This is a genomic window from Sphingomonas sp. CD22 (genome assembly GCF_034556155.1).
Classification (GTDB): Bacteria; Pseudomonadota; Alphaproteobacteria; order Sphingomonadales; family Sphingomonadaceae; genus Sphingomonas.
This window is the reverse complement of record NZ_JAYDYX010000007.1, coordinates 208,456-221,601: the sequence shown is the minus strand read 5'-3', so window position 1 is coordinate 221,601 and position 13,146 is coordinate 208,456. Positions and strand designations below refer to the sequence as shown.

General features: G+C 66.5%; 16 protein-coding genes. 6 read left to right on the top strand and 10 right to left on the bottom strand.

Annotation, left to right across the window (positions count from 1 at the left end):
* Positions 1-30: 30 nt before the first annotated feature.
* Entirely contained in the window at positions 31-516 is a 486-nt protein-coding gene (locus tag SFC76_RS15105) for a hypothetical protein (protein ID WP_322850237.1), read from the bottom strand.
* 103 nt (positions 517-619) lie between these two features.
* Between SFC76_RS15105 and SFC76_RS15100 the strand changes: the two genes are divergently transcribed.
* The 5 genes from SFC76_RS15100 (at position 620) to SFC76_RS15080 (ending at position 3,993) form a co-directional block, all read left to right on the top strand.
* Positions 620-1,900, top strand: a complete 1,281-nt coding sequence (locus SFC76_RS15100; protein WP_322850236.1) for a multidrug effflux MFS transporter — start codon at positions 620-622, stop codon at positions 1,898-1,900.
* 63 nt (positions 1,901-1,963) lie between these two features.
* Positions 1,964-2,305: a DNA primase gene (locus SFC76_RS15095; protein ID WP_322850235.1), complete on the top strand. Its 342-nt coding sequence runs from the start codon at positions 1,964-1,966 to the stop codon at positions 2,303-2,305.
* A 91-nt stretch (positions 2,306-2,396) separates the two neighbouring features.
* Entirely contained in the window at positions 2,397-2,630 is a 234-nt protein-coding gene (locus tag SFC76_RS15090; RefSeq protein ID WP_322850234.1) for a hypothetical protein, read from the top strand.
* A 268-nt stretch (positions 2,631-2,898) separates the two neighbouring features.
* The gene (locus tag SFC76_RS15085; RefSeq protein ID WP_038663583.1) at positions 2,899-3,552 is read left to right on the top strand and encodes an outer membrane protein; all 654 of its coding nucleotides are present in this window, start codon (positions 2,899-2,901) and stop codon (positions 3,550-3,552) included.
* A gap of 105 nt (positions 3,553-3,657) precedes the next feature.
* Positions 3,658-3,993, top strand: a complete 336-nt coding sequence (locus tag SFC76_RS15080; protein WP_322850233.1) for an HNH endonuclease — start codon at positions 3,658-3,660, stop codon at positions 3,991-3,993.
* Between the two features lie 289 nt (positions 3,994-4,282).
* Here SFC76_RS15080 and SFC76_RS15075 read toward each other — a convergent pair whose 3' ends face one another.
* From SFC76_RS15075 to SFC76_RS15050, 6 genes are all read right to left on the bottom strand, one after another.
* Complete coding sequence (locus SFC76_RS15075) at positions 4,283-4,477, bottom strand: hypothetical protein (protein ID WP_322850232.1); 195 nt, start codon at positions 4,475-4,477, stop codon at positions 4,283-4,285.
* A gap of 35 nt (positions 4,478-4,512) precedes the next feature.
* Positions 4,513-4,776, bottom strand: a complete 264-nt coding sequence (locus tag SFC76_RS15070) for a DUF2442 domain-containing protein (RefSeq protein WP_322850231.1) — start codon at positions 4,774-4,776, stop codon at positions 4,513-4,515.
* Positions 4,769-5,032: a DUF4160 domain-containing protein gene (locus SFC76_RS15065; RefSeq protein ID WP_322850230.1), complete on the bottom strand. Its 264-nt coding sequence runs from the start codon at positions 5,030-5,032 to the stop codon at positions 4,769-4,771. The genes SFC76_RS15070 and SFC76_RS15065 overlap by 8 nt, the downstream gene beginning before the upstream one ends.
* Before the next feature lie 119 nt (positions 5,033-5,151).
* On the bottom strand, positions 5,152-5,751 hold the full coding sequence (locus SFC76_RS15060; RefSeq protein ID WP_322850229.1) for a hypothetical protein: 600 nt from the start codon (positions 5,749-5,751) through the stop codon (positions 5,152-5,154).
* Positions 5,752-5,768: 17 nt separating this feature from the next.
* Positions 5,769-6,827 (bottom strand): ribonucleotide-diphosphate reductase subunit beta, encoded by a 1,059-nt coding sequence (locus SFC76_RS15055; protein ID WP_322850228.1) that lies wholly within the window; start codon positions 6,825-6,827, stop codon positions 5,769-5,771.
* Between the two features lie 49 nt (positions 6,828-6,876).
* Positions 6,877-7,077: a hypothetical protein gene (locus SFC76_RS15050; protein WP_322850227.1), complete on the bottom strand. Its 201-nt coding sequence runs from the start codon at positions 7,075-7,077 to the stop codon at positions 6,877-6,879.
* Positions 7,078-7,163: 86 nt separating this feature from the next.
* On the opposite strand from SFC76_RS15050, the gene SFC76_RS15045 reads away from it, so the two are divergent.
* On the top strand, positions 7,164-7,415 hold the full coding sequence (locus SFC76_RS15045; RefSeq protein WP_322850226.1) for a DUF2171 domain-containing protein: 252 nt from the start codon (positions 7,164-7,166) through the stop codon (positions 7,413-7,415).
* A 74-nt stretch (positions 7,416-7,489) separates the two neighbouring features.
* Here the strand turns inward: SFC76_RS15045 and SFC76_RS15040 are convergent, their stop codons facing one another.
* From SFC76_RS15040 to SFC76_RS15030, 3 genes are all read right to left on the bottom strand, one after another.
* The gene (locus SFC76_RS15040) at positions 7,490-7,882 is read right to left on the bottom strand and encodes an endonuclease domain-containing protein (protein WP_322850225.1); all 393 of its coding nucleotides are present in this window, start codon (positions 7,880-7,882) and stop codon (positions 7,490-7,492) included.
* 186 nt (positions 7,883-8,068) lie between these two features.
* Positions 8,069-10,000 carry a ribonucleoside-diphosphate reductase subunit alpha gene (locus tag SFC76_RS15035; protein WP_322850224.1) on the bottom strand — a complete coding sequence of 644 codons (1,932 nt, stop codon included), beginning with the start codon at positions 9,998-10,000 and terminating at the stop codon, positions 8,069-8,071.
* 398 nt (positions 10,001-10,398) lie between these two features.
* Positions 10,399-13,050: an EAL domain-containing protein gene (locus SFC76_RS15030; RefSeq protein ID WP_322850223.1), complete on the bottom strand. Its 2,652-nt coding sequence runs from the start codon at positions 13,048-13,050 to the stop codon at positions 10,399-10,401.
* Positions 13,051-13,146: the final 96 nt, after the last annotated feature.

Sequence of the window (13,146 nt, the reverse complement as noted above, 5' to 3'; positions counted from 1 at the left end):
CCCCGCTAACGCAGGGGAGGAATTGGGTCGTCAGCTCCCCACCACGATCGTGCCCTTCGCCTTGCCGCCGTCGTTGGCGAGGTCGAGGTGGAAGGGCTGGTGGTCGTCGGTGGTGCCGGTGAGGCCGGCGCCGTCCTGCTTGAGCGTGAAGCCGGCCTTGGCGAGCCGGTCCTGGAACCAGCCGCGGACCTGATCGGCGGGGGCTGGGCTGGTGAAGCGGACGCGCAGGCTGCCCGCCTCGTCCCTGCCGGCGACGTCGAGCTTGTCGATCGTCGAGCCGGGATAGAGGTGGACGCCGTTGAGATCGAAATTGTCGGCGTCGAGCTGGATCTTGGGCAGCTTGATCTGGCCGGAGAAGCCGGGGACGGCGATCTTCACCTGACTCGATTTGGCGTCGACCGCGCCGAGGACGTTGCCGCCGTCGGCGTTGATCGACACCGACGTGCCCTCGCCCGAACGGTCGCAGGCGGTGAGCGGCAACGCAAGCAAAGCGGCGCAGAGCAGCAGGCGGGTCATGGCAAGCCTCGTGTGTTGATCGGGCAATACACGTAGGGCGTCGCGCGGCGGCGATCAAGCAGGGTTCCGATGGCTGCCGCTTGCGGGTAGGGGAGGCGGCATCGTGACCCGCTCCATCCCCACTTCCGCGCCGGCGCTCGACGGCGCTGCCCCTGCTCCTGCCCCTTATGTCGCCGGCGAGCCGGCGGGCGCGCCGATCGGCTTCGTCGAGTTCGTCGCCCTGGTCGCGGCGCTGATGTCGCTCGCCGCGCTCGGCATCGATTCGATGCTACCCGCGCTGCCGGCGATCGGGCGGTCGCTGGGCATCGCCACCGAGAACCAGCGGCAGTTCATCGTCACCGCCTTCGTGCTCGGCTTCGGCATCGCGCAGCTCGCGCACGGGCCGCTCGCCGACCGGTTCGGGCGGCGGACGGTGCTGTTGTGGGCGATCGGCGGCTATGTGATCGCCAACATCGCCTGCGCGGTGTCGGCGAGCTTCGTGCTGCTGCTCGCCGCGCGGGTGTTCGGCGGGGCGATGGTCGCCGCGACCCGCGTCGCCACCGTCGCGATGGTGCGCGACTGCTATCACGGCCGGCCCATGGCGCGGGTGATGTCGATCGCGTTCATGGTGTTCATGATCGTCCCCGTGCTCGCCCCCGCGTTCGGCCAGACGGTGCTGCTGTTCGCCAATTGGCGCGGCATCTTCTGGGTCGTCGCCGGGCTGAGCCTGGTGATCTGGACGTGGTTCTTCGTGCGCATGCCCGAAACGCTCCACCCCGATGCGCAGCAGCCGCTGTCGGTGCGGCGCGTCGCCGGCGGGTGGAAGCAGACGCTGAGCGATCGCTGGTCGCTGGGCTATACGCTCGCCTCGACCTCGCTGATGGGGGCGCTCTACGGCTATCTCAATTCCGTCCAGCAGATCATGTTCGATACGTTCCGGCACCCGCAGCTGCTCGCGGTGATGTTCGCGGTGACCGCGGCGCTGATGGCGGGCGCCAATCTGACCAACGCGCGGCTGGTGATGCGGCTCGGCACGCGGCTGATCAGCCACAGCGCGGTGATCGGGCTGGTCGTGCTGAGCGCGATCCACCTCGCCGTCGCGCTCGCCGGTTACGAGACGCTGGTCGGCTTCGTCGTCCTCCAGGCGCTGACGATGGGCTGTTTCGGGCTCGCCACCTCCAATTTCTCGTCGATGGCGATGGAGAATATGGGCGGCATCGCCGGCACCGCCTCCAGCGTCCAGGGCTTCACCAGCGTCACCTTCGGCGCGGTGATCGGCGTCGTCATCGGCCAGGCGTTCGACGGCAGCACCGCGCCGCTCGCCGCGGGCTTCCTGATCTGCGGCGTGGTCGCGCTGAGCGTCGTCGCGGTCACCGAGCGCGGCCGGCTGTTCCGCGCCGCCTGACCGACATGGCGGAACCGCCGCCGCCCCCCCGCCGTTCGCACCGGGTAACACGAGGAGGTTTCGATGGGTGGACATCAGGTCACGGGTCATGGTTCGGGCGACGACGGCTATGACGAAGAGGGCTATGACGAGAGCCAGCGCGCCGAGATCCTGGAGGCGACGCGCAACGGCCCCAGCGACGGGCTGGTACTGACCGACCTCAACCCCGATCTCGGCGACGACGACGAGGAGGACGAGCCGATCGACGAGCTCGACATGGATTCGGAAGAGGTCGGCGAGAGCGACCCGACCGTCGACATGGACGAGGCCGACATCGACGAGGACGACGCCCAGGACGATTTCGACGCCGGCACCACGCCGGACGAGGATCTGGACGATGCCGACGACGTGGCGCTGCGCCCCTGACCCCGAGCCGGCATCGTTCCCCAGTGCCTGCGCCGGGGGAACGATGCCGGCGGGGCGGCGTTGGCGATCCCCCTGAGTAATCGGACGAGTTATGCGTATCCTGCTGCTGCTGCCCCTGTCGGGGGCGATGAGCCTGACCGCCTGTTCGCGCCCGGCGGGCCATCAGCCCGGCAATGCGGTCGACGTCGAAGCGGCGGCGTCGCGGGCGCAATCCGACATCGCCAATTATGCCGCCGGTAGCGGCCATCGTACCGTGCGGACGTTAGCGCGGCCATCGCCGCGGCCGAGTGCGGCGCTGGCCAAGACGGCGCCGCGCCTGCCCTGACGGGACCGACCGCGCTCCGGGCCTTCGCACTGGCGGAATGAACGCGCGCGCTCGCTCGCCGGGCCGCCGCGGACCCGCCGCCGCAGAACGCCGTGGGTTCGTTCATCCGGGTGACAGGAAGTGTGACGCGAAAGCCACAGCGGCGGACGTTCCCGCCAAAAGTGACTTCGCGGTGCAACAAAGGTCCAAAATCGCAGTTTGGACGGACCTGGGTTGCACGACGCTGCGGTGTCGTCGCCCGAGTTGAGGCAACACAAGGTACATTCATATGCGTAAGCTCGCCCTCGCGGCCGCCGTTGCGGCAGCGTCCTTCGCCGTCCCCGCCTTCGCGCAGGACATGTCGACCACCGGCACGACCGACACCACCGTCGCCACCGACGCGCAGGTCGACACCGCGCCCAAGGCTCCGGACGGCACGCGCGCATTCGGCATCGAGCCCTATGTCGCCGTGATGGGCGGCTGGGAGCAGTTCGACCGCCAAGCCGTTGCCGGCATCCCCGCGCAGCCCAAGGGCTACAACCTCGACGGCGCGCTGGTCGAAGGCATCGTCGGCTTCAACGTGCCGCTCGGCCCGGTGTTCGTCGGCGCCGAGGGTGCGGTCGCCAAGGGCGTGTCGGGTGACATCGACTGGCAGTATGGCGCATACGGCCGCTTCGGCTTCCGCGCCGGCGACAGCGGCCTGTTCTACGGCAAGGTCGGCTACCGCTGGAACAACTTCGACAAGTTCGCTCCGGGCGTCGCCGGCGACCTGAACCGCGACTATCACGCGACCGTGTACGGCATCGGCGCCGAAGTCGGCCCGAAGGACATCGGCCTCGGCGGCCTGACCGGCAATTCGGGCCTTCGCTTGCGTATGGAGGTTTCGACCTTCGACGACGCGCACAGCTTCCGCCCGATGGCGGGTGTGGTCGCACACTTCTAATCGTTCGACGGAACGGTTCGAACGGGGCGGGTCTGCTGATGCAGGCCCGCCCTTTTTCGTTGTAGCGGCGGTGGTTGCCAGCGGGCGCCTGCCTATATCGGCGACATGGTCGGACGGGTGAAGCGCAAGGCGGGACTGGCGGAGGCCGAGGCGCGCGCCGCGCGCGAGGCGCCGTCGCCGCCCTGCCCGATCTGCGGCCGGGCGCTCGGCGCCAGGGTGGAATGGCATCATCTCGTCCCCAAATCCGAAGGCGGGCGCGTCACCGCCGCGGTCCATCCGATCTGCCACCGCACCGTCCATGCGCTGATTCCGAATGCCGATCTGGCGCGGACCTATGCCGATCCGGCGGTGCTCGCCGCGCATCCGGGGATCGCGCGCTTCGCCCGCTGGATCGCCGACAAGCCCGCCGACTTCCAAGCGCCGACCCGCCGCAGCCGCTGAGCGTGTCGGACGGGCATTGCGTGGCCGTTCAGGCGGTTGGACGCCGAACATGGACAAGTTGGACACCTTAATCGAAACGATCGCCTCCCATCGTTTCCGTTTCTGCACCAATGGCAGCAACGGTCCGCCGGTCGTGTACCGGCATGGCGGCGAGGCTATCGCAGGCGCGGGGGTGTAGGACAGCGCGGTGTGAGGGTGCTGACGAAGCGGTGCGGTGTCAGGGGGTTGGCGTCGCCGGACGGCGCGTGGCGGGGGCGATGCGGCGGCGGCGTAGCCTGATTGCCGCGACTCACTCGGCGATGAGGTTGGCGACCGCGGCGAGATCGGCGGCGTTGGCGGTCTCGCCCGACGCATCGACGACGTTGCTGTCGTTGCCCGCGCCGCTCGGCGCCGAGCCGGCATAATCGACCGCCGCCCAGATGATCCCCCCGGCCCAGAGCAGCGCCGTCCAACGGCTGCGGAAGATGCGTGGGGAGGGGAGCATTCAGGGGAGGGTAAGGGGTTGGAATTGCTGGAGGGTTAAGCCGCTGGTCTGATGAGCGCCCCGGATGCCGCAAGACGCCGGTGCAGGTTCGTCGCGGATAGCTCGAAGCCGTTCGGCCAAGCTAATGCGCCAGCTTCGATGAAAGCACGTGCGAAAAACTTGGGATCAGCGAGCGGGCGCGTCATTATCGTATCGCGCGCGATCAATTCCTCGGCAGACCAATTGGCTGCGCTATCGTCTGAAAAAGCGAGCCAGAGGGTTGCCGCGCCGGTGACGGCAATATCGATGAGCTTAATCATCAAGGTCCGCTCCTGCGATCATCTCCAGCGGCTGAAGGTCTACGCCGCGTTGCCAGTTTGCCATAAGCTCAGCCTGATGGTCGAGTGCCCATTGGCGGACGATACGGGCAGCCTTGCGGGGCAGGCTGCCCTCGGTGATCTCGCCGTCCGCAATCCTGACGAACGCTTCGAAGCCTTGGTAGCTCGCATGAAAATGGGGCGGCGGGTGATCGTCAAAATACATCCGGATCACGATGCCGAAGAAGAGCGAGATCACGGGCATTCAATTGCGGACCTAACCTTTAGCTGTAACGCTGCCAACCCATCGGGTGGTTTGGCAGCGTTTGTCGTCAGCGTCGTTTTGGAGGAGGCGGGGGCATAGACGGCGCTGCTGACTTATTCGCCTGCCCTCCGTCGTTGAACCTGCCGGGTGGAGGCGGCGGCGGAGGTGGCGGCGGTGGCGGCGGCGGCGGCGGTGGCGGCGGCGGCGGTGGCGGCGGTGGCGGCGGTGTTTTTGACATCACTTTTTCCTTTTGCTTGTAGCAGGCCAAAGGTGGCAAGGCATAGTAGTGCCACGACAAAAGACAAAAACGCCCCAAGTTGGGCTCGCCTCACAGCCTTATTTGATTTTGCCTCAGTGTACGCATCTATGTACTTTCCATAATAATCTTCGAGCATTTTTTGCTGCTCGTTATAAGCCACGGATGAGAAGAAATTTTCTGATAATCCGCATACAATTGCCACGCTGAGCGATAAAAGCGATATAGAAAGTATTATCTTTGATGCTGCGGATAGGTCAATTTTTGATTGTGTAATGAATCCAGCCATCAACGCAATTAACGCCGAGGAAAGCTGAATTATAGTTTTAATTAAGTTGTCTTGAGCATCTCGTTGAGCGGCGATGAGTACGGTGCGCTCCGCCATCATCGTCTTGTAGCACTCATTCTCGTCGCGGTCGTCCAACGGGTGAGGAGTGATTATTTGCCGCTCAACCATAAAGGTGAATGTCCTCGTTACTCCGCCGCCACGCCAGCCTGCGAGAACATATCCCCGCTGGCCTCGCCCGCATCCTCGTTCGCCGGCCGCCCGATCTTCGCCTTCTGGCGCTTGTCGAACGAATCCCAGACGTCGTTCCACTGGCCCTTGGTCGCGGCCTTCGAATATTCGGTCGCGCGCTGTTCGAAGAAATTGGCGTGCTCGACGCCGTTCAGCATCGGCGCCAGCCACGGCAGCGGGTGTTCGTCGATCATGTAGATCGGCTTGAGGCCGAGCTGCCCCATCCGCCAGTCGGCGATGTAGCGGATGTACTTCTTGATCTCCTTGGGCGTCATGCCGTTGACCGGGCCCATCTCGAACGCGAGGTCGATGAAATTGTCCTCGAGCCGGATCGTCGTCTGGCAGACGTCGGCGATATCGTCCTTCACCGCCTTGGTCAGGCACTGGCGCTCGTGGCAGAAGGTGTGGAACATCTTGATGATGCCCTCGCAATGCAGGCTCTCGTCGCGGATCGACCAGGTGACGATCTGGCCCATGCCCTTCATCTTGTTGAAGCGCGGGAAGTTCATCAGCATCGCGAAGCTGGCGAAGAGCTGCACGCCCTCGGTGAAGCCGCCGAACATGGCGAGCGTGCGCGCGATGTCCTCGTCGCTGTCGACGCCGAAGTTCTGCATGTAGTCATGCTTCTCCTTCATCTCGGCATATTCGAGGAAGGCGCCATATTCGCTCTCGGGCATGCCGATCGTGTCGAGCAGATGGCTGTAGGCGGCGATGTGCACCGTCTCCATGTTGCTGAACGAGGTCAGCATCATCTTGATCTCGGTCGGCTTGAACACGCGGCCGTATTTCTCGTGGTAGCAATCCTGCACCTCGACGTCGGCCTGGGTGAAGAAGCGGAAGATCTGGGTGAGCAAATTGCGCTCGTGATCGGTCAGCTTCTGCGCCCAGTCGCGGCAATCCTCGCCGAGCGGGACCTCCTCGGGGAGCCAGTGCAGCTGCTGCTGGCGCTTCCAGAACTCGAACGCCCAGGGGTATTCGAACGGCTTGTACTGCTTCGATGCGTGAAGGAGGGACATGGGGGCTACTCCGTGGGATCTGTAGAAATAGGGTGTGTTGCGAAAGAGGTTAGGGCTGGCCGCTCCATTGCCACATCGCATGCGCCGAAAAGGCGAGGACGATGGCGAGGCTGACGGCCATGATGCCGGCCATGCGGTAGACGTAGACGCGCGCCGGCCCCTGCGGGCGGCGCAGCTCGAACAGCATCCACGCGCCGCCGAGGCCGAACACCGCGGCGACCGCGAACATGATGAGGCTCTGCAGCGGCATCAGCGCGGGTATCCGGCGTTTGCGCGCGATGCATCCAATTCGGGATCGGCTCGTTGGACCGCCGAACCCCTTGCAGGAGCATTGTCATGCACGATCACAGCAACATCAAAGAGCATATGAAGGTCATCGGCGCCGACGGCGTCCATGTCGGCACCGTCGACCACGTCCAGGGCGAGCGCATCAAGCTCACCAAGAACGATTCGCCGAGCACCCAGGACGGGCAGGGCGGCAAGCATCATTACCTGCCGGCCGGCCTCGTCGCCGAGATCGAGGGCGATACGGTGCGGCTGAGCGCGACCGCCGCCAATGCGGTGGACATGTTCGAAGAGGCGGAGTGATCCGCTGACGCCTCTCCCCCGGTGGGAGAGGAACTCCGCGGCCGCAGGCCGTGGGAGGGTGAGGGGGCCGTCCATCATGGGCGGCCCTTTTGCTTGTCGGCGAGAATCGCCGCGATGGTCTGCACGACGCCGTCGCGGGCTTCCATCACATCGGCATTGGTGAAGCGGATCACGTGGTAGCCTTCGGTCTGGAGGAAGCGGGTGCGGGTGGCGTCGCGCTTGATCTTGGTGGCGTGGTCGTCGCCGTCGACTTCGATAATCAGACGCACAGCATGAGCGGTGAAATCAGCGTGATAGGGGCCGAAGGGGACCTGGCGGCGGAAGCGCAGGTCCGAAAAGGCTTCGCGCAGGGCTTGCCATAACCGCAACTCCGGTTCGCCCATCTCCTTGCGGAGCTTGCGTGATCGGGTGACGGTGAGGGCGGGGAGTTGCTGGCGTTTGGTCAGACCTTGCGCATTCCCCCTCACCCTTCCCACGGCCTGCGGCCGCGGGCCCCTTCCCTCTCCCACAAGGGGAGAGGGAGCCCGAGACTCCGTTCCCTCTCCCCTTGTGGGAGAGGGAGGGAGCGCCGCAGGCGCGGAAGGGTGAGGGGGAAGCGTCATGCGATATACCCGCCTGTGGTCGCGCCAGCCGACGAGCGCCGCCCCACTACCTCACTGACACGCCAGACATTCGTCATAGTCCGTCGTCTCGCCGATCTCGAACTTGGGCGCGGCGATCGTATTGTCCGCCTCGACGCCGCCCGACCCTGCGAAGCCCGCGCGCTGCACCGACTTGGAGCGCAGGTAATAGAGCGACTTGATGCCCAATTCCCAGGCGCGGAAGTGGAGCATCAGCAGGTCCCACTTCTCGACGTCGGCGGGGATGAACAGGTTCAGCGACTGCGCCTGGTCGATATAGGGCGTGCGGTCGCCGGCGAGTTCGAGCAGCCAGCGCTGGTCGATCTCGAAGCTGGTCTTGTAGCAATCCTTCTCCTCGGTCGACAGGAAGTCGAGGTGCTGGACCGACCCGCCGTGTTCGAGGATCGAACTCCACACCGCCTCGCTGTTCTTCGATTTCTCGATGAGCAGCTTTTCGAGATAGGGATTCTTGACCGAGAAGCTGCCCGACAGCGTCTTGTGCGTGTAGATGTTGGCCGGGATCGGCTCGATGCACGCGCTGGTGCCGCCGCAGATGATGCTGATCGACGCGGTCGGCGCGATCGCCATCTTGCAGCTGAACCGCTCCATCGCGCCGGTGTCGGCGGCGTCGGGGCAGGGGCCGCGCTCGATCGCGAGCTGCATCGAGGCTTCGTCGGCCTGACCCTTGATGTGCTTGAACATCCTCAGGTTCCACGACTTCGCCATCGCCCCCTCGAACGGCAGGCCGCGCGCCTGGAGGAAGGAGTGGAAGCCCATCACGCCGAGCCCGACCGAACGTTCGCGGCCCGCGCTATAGGCGGCGCGCTCCATGCCCGGCTCGTGGCGCTCGATATAATCCTGCAGGACGTTGTCGAGGAAGCGCATCACGTCCTCGATGAAGCCCTTCTCGTCCTTCCACTGGTCCCACGTCTCGAGGTTGAGGCTCGACAGGCAGCAGACCGCGGTACGGTCGTTGCCGAGATGGTCGACGCCGGTCGGCAGCGTGATCTCGCTGCACAGGTTCGAGGTCGACACCTTGAGGCCCAGCTCGCGGTGATGCTTGGGCATGTTGGAATTCACGTGGTCGGCGAAGACGATATAGGGCTCGCCGGTCTGCAGGCGGGTCTCGACCAGCTTCTGGAACAGCGAGCGCGCGTCGACCGTCTGGCGGATCGTCTGATCCTTGGGGCTGCGCAGGTGCCATTCCTCGCCGTTGCGCACCGCCTCCATGAACGCGTCGGTGATGAGCACGCCGTGGTGGAGGTTGAGCGCCTTGCGGTTGAAGTCGCCGCTCGGCTTGCGGATCTCGAGGAACTCCTCGATCTCCGGGTGGCTGATGTCGAGATAGCAGGCGGCCGAACCGCGGCGCAGCGAACCCTGCGAGATCGCGAGCGTCAGGCTGTCCATCACGCGGACGAAGGGGATGATGCCGCTGGTCTTGCCGTTGAGGCCGACCGGCTCGCCGATGCCGCGCACGTTGCCCCAATAGGTGCCGATGCCGCCGCCGCGGCTGGCGAGCCAGACGTTCTCGTTCCAGGTGTCGACGATGCCGTTGAGGCTGTCGGGGACCGAGTTGAGATAGCAACTGATCGGCAGGCCGCGCCCGGTGCCGCCGTTGGACAGCACCGGCGTCGCCGGCATGAACCACAGACGCGAGATATAATCGTACAGGCGCTGCGCGTGCGCGGCATCGTCGGCATAGGCCGAGGCGACGCGGACGAAGAGGTCCTGATAGCTTTCGCCCGGCAGCAGATAGCGGTCGTTGAGCGTCTCCTTGCCGAAGTCGGTGAGGAGCGCGTCGCGGCTATGGTCGACCTCGACCGGATAGGGGCGCGCGCGGACCGCCTTGCTGCCGGTGCCGACCGCCTCAGTCGCGGGGGAGGCGGTGGTGGTGCCGGTTTCGCCCATCGTCGCTTCGATCGTGTCGCTGGTCATTGCTTCACCCTGCGTGTCCCTGAAATCCATCGAAACCGATCCTTCGTTCTCTAAGTGTTCGAATCGGCGGCGCATTTTCTTGTACCACCAAGGCGGCCCGAGGAAGAGAACAAAATGAGCACATCGCGATGCCGCGGCTTGCCCGGTGTCGATGCCCGATATGGGGTTCGACGGTGTTCTCTACCAGCAATTGGGTCCGCCCCCGAACTCAACCCCCACAAGTTGTGGCAAACCGGCGCGGCAGGCAAGAGGGTAATGCGGCGGAGCGAGGCCGGTTCCACCCCGCCGCTGCGCCCCGGCGGCGGGCGATGCCGCACGACGCGCGGACTTCCGCGGGTTACGGAAAGCGCAAGGGAACGATGCGGGAACGAAAATTTTTAGTCGGCCGATTCCGGACATGAATCGCGGGAGTCGTGGGTGTGACGGACCTATGTCGCGCGGCGGGCGATGCGGCCGGGCTGGGGTTGCTGGAGACGATCGAGGTTGAAGCTTTCGGCGAAATGCAGCCCCGCCTTGCCATCCTGCGCCCAGGCGACGCGCGCGGCGAACATCTGGTTCTCGACCAGTTCGATCAGCACGTCGAGCCCGACCGCCTCGTCGTCGATCGCGACGCCGTCGATCATCGCGCCGCTCGCCGAGATGTTGCGGATGCGCACGTCGCCCTGCGTGCGGCCGACCGCGAGCCGCGCCGAGCGCAGCATCTTGGTGCGCGGCGCGCGGCTGACCTTGTGGCCGACCGGCGCGGCCTGCACCGCGCCGCCGAGCTGCGTCACCACATCCGCATCGGCGATGCCGGCGCCGTAGACGAAGCCCTGGATATGGCTGCAACCCAGCGCGCGGACGAGTTCGATCTCGTCCTGGATCTCGACGCCCTCCGCGGTCGTCTCCATGTCGAGCGTGTCGGCGAGCGTGACGATGGCGCGGATGATCGCCGCGTTGCGGTTGCCCGGCTGCGCGGCGCCGCGGACGAAGCTCTGGTCGATCTTGATCTTGTCGAACGGCGCGGTGCGCAGATAGCCGAGGCTGGAATAGCCGGTGCCGAAATCGTCGAGCGCGAGGCGGACGCCGAGTGCCTTCAGCGACCGGAACATCGCATCGGTGGCGCCGGATTCGTCGAGGAACACGCCCTCGGTGATCTCCAGCTCGAGCCGCGAGGCGGGCAGGCCGCTGCGCGCCAGCGCCGAGGTGACGATCGCCGGGAAGGCGGGATTGGCGAACTGGATCGGCGAGACGTTGACCGCGACCCGCACCGCGCGCGGCCAGCGCGCCGCGGCGTCGCAGGCGGTGCGCAGCACCCATTCGCCCAGCGCCTCGATCAGCCCGCATTCCTCCGCCACCGGAATGAAATCGGCGGGCGAGATGCGGCCGCGCACCGGATGCTGCCAGCGCAGCAGCGCCTCGTAGCCGGTGATCGCCTCGGTCGCGGTCGAGACCACGGGCTGGTAATGAAGGTGGAAGCCGCCCTCCGCCAGCGCGGTGCGCATGTCGTCCTCCAGCGCCTTGCGGCTCTTCGCGCCCGACAGCATCTCCTCGGAGAAGAAGCGGTGGACGCCGCGGCCGTCGGCCTTGGCGGCATAGAGCGCGAGATCGGCGTTGCGGACCAGCTCCTCGGCATTGTCGCCGTGCTGGGGGGCGATGGCGATGCCGATCGAACAGCCGATCGTCACCGTCGCGCCGGCGATGAAATAGGGCTGCGACAGCGAGGCGATCAGCTCCCTGGCGAGCGTCGTCAGCGTGTCGCGATGGTCGATCGCGGGCAGCAGCACCTTGAATTCGTCGCCGCCCAGCCGGCCGACCAGCCCGACCGCACCGACGCCGCGTTCGAGCCGCTGCGCGACCTGCTTGAGCAACGCGTCGCCGGCCTGGTGGCCGAGCGTGTCGTTGACCGCCTTGAACCGGTCGAGGTCCATCAGGAACAGCGAGGCGGGGCGCAGCACGCCGCCCTGCGGTTGCAGCGTCTTGTCGAGGCTCTGGCGCATGCGCTGGCGGTTGGCGAGGCCGGTGAGGCCGTCGAACAGCGCGAGGCGGGTGATCTCGGCATCCGACTTGCGCTTTTCGGTAAGGTCGCTGCCCGAGCCGATGAAGCCCTGGAAGCGGCCGAGATCGTCGATCACCGGCCGGCCCGAGATCGACCACCAGCGATCGGGCTCGGCGCCGTCGGCGCTGCCGGTGGCGCAGACGGTGTAATCCGCGAACGAGGTGCGCGACGAGATGTGGAAGGCGAGCGTGCGCTCGGTGCCCGGCGAGGCGCTGTCCATCCGGAACACGTCGGTGAGCAGGCAGCCGATGGGTTCGCGATAATGCGGGGCGAGCGCCGCGGCGACCTTGGCGGACAGATAGGTAATACGGCCCTGGCGGTCGGCTTCCCAGAACCAGCCGGTGCCATGGCCTTCGAATTCGGCGATCATCTTGACCGCGAGGCTGCCCTCGCGCGCGGCGGAGACGCGGCGCTGCACCGCGAGGCCGTCGAGCCGGGCGAGCCGCGCGGTGGCGACCGCGAGGCAGACGAGGAAGGCGAGCGCGACCAGCGCCGGCAGCACGCTGTCGGACAGCAGCGCCAGCATCAACACCAGCCCGGCACCGAAGCCGAGCGTCGCGGCGCGGACCGGGTGGAGGGCGATGCTGGTCATGCCGATCGCGCCGGCGAGGCCGACGAAGCAGCCGAGCTGGACCGGGCTGATCGGCAGCCGCGTCGACGCCCAGAGCAACCAGAGCAAGGCGGCGGCGGTGACGGTGGCGCTCGCGACGAGGCAGCGGGTGCGGACGTGCGGCGGCCAGCCACGCGGTCGCGACGCGGCGAGCACCGCATAGACGGCGAGCGAGGGCAGCAGCAGCGCCGCGATCGCGACGACGATGCCGACCGGCGCGCCGTTGCTCGCGACATCGCCGAGTGCGGCCCCCAGCAGCACCGCGCTGGCGATTCCCTGCGCGGCGAGCGCGAACGGCCAGATCGTGCGGACGTGCGCGAGATGGCCGGCGTGCATCTGCGCTTCGTGATCGCTCTGCTCGCTGCCCAGGCCGAGCAGGCGCAGCACCGGGACGGCGGGGGGCTGATCGGGCGTGGGGGAGGGTAGCGACATGGCGCGGGAAATAACGTGTGATGGTTGAGAAAGCTTTGCGATGGCTGGGGTTTTCCGTGCTCTCGGTACCGGCTTTCGTCGCCTTGGGTCAGAGGC

Coding starts and splice junctions, on each gene's coding strand:
- SFC76_RS15085 (WP_038663583.1), top strand. CDS start 2,899: ATGCGTAAGCTCGCCCTCGCGGCCGCCGTTGCGGCAGCGTCCTTCGCC.
- SFC76_RS15080 (WP_322850233.1), top strand. CDS start 3,658: ATGGTCGGACGGGTGAAGCGCAAGGCGGGACTGGCGGAGGCCGAGGCG.
- SFC76_RS15045 (WP_322850226.1), top strand. CDS start 7,164: ATGCACGATCACAGCAACATCAAAGAGCATATGAAGGTCATCGGCGCC.
- SFC76_RS15055 (WP_322850228.1), bottom strand. CDS start 6,827: ATGTCCCTCCTTCACGCATCGAAGCAGTACAAGCCGTTCGAATACCCC.
- SFC76_RS15105 (WP_322850237.1), bottom strand. CDS start 516: ATGACCCGCCTGCTGCTCTGCGCCGCTTTGCTTGCGTTGCCGCTCACC.
- SFC76_RS15090 (WP_322850234.1), top strand. CDS start 2,397: ATGCGTATCCTGCTGCTGCTGCCCCTGTCGGGGGCGATGAGCCTGACC.
- SFC76_RS15075 (WP_322850232.1), bottom strand. CDS start 4,477: ATGCTCCCCTCCCCACGCATCTTCCGCAGCCGTTGGACGGCGCTGCTC.
- SFC76_RS15095 (WP_322850235.1), top strand. CDS start 1,964: ATGGGTGGACATCAGGTCACGGGTCATGGTTCGGGCGACGACGGCTAT.
- SFC76_RS15060 (WP_322850229.1), bottom strand. CDS start 5,751: ATGGTTGAGCGGCAAATAATCACTCCTCACCCGTTGGACGACCGCGAC.
- SFC76_RS15035 (WP_322850224.1), bottom strand. CDS start 10,000: ATGGATTTCAGGGACACGCAGGGTGAAGCAATGACCAGCGACACGATC.
- SFC76_RS15030 (WP_322850223.1), bottom strand. CDS start 13,050: ATGTCGCTACCCTCCCCCACGCCCGATCAGCCCCCCGCCGTCCCGGTG.
- SFC76_RS15050 (WP_322850227.1), bottom strand. CDS start 7,077: ATGCCGCTGCAGAGCCTCATCATGTTCGCGGTCGCCGCGGTGTTCGGC.
- SFC76_RS15070 (WP_322850231.1), bottom strand. CDS start 4,776: ATGATTAAGCTCATCGATATTGCCGTCACCGGCGCGGCAACCCTCTGG.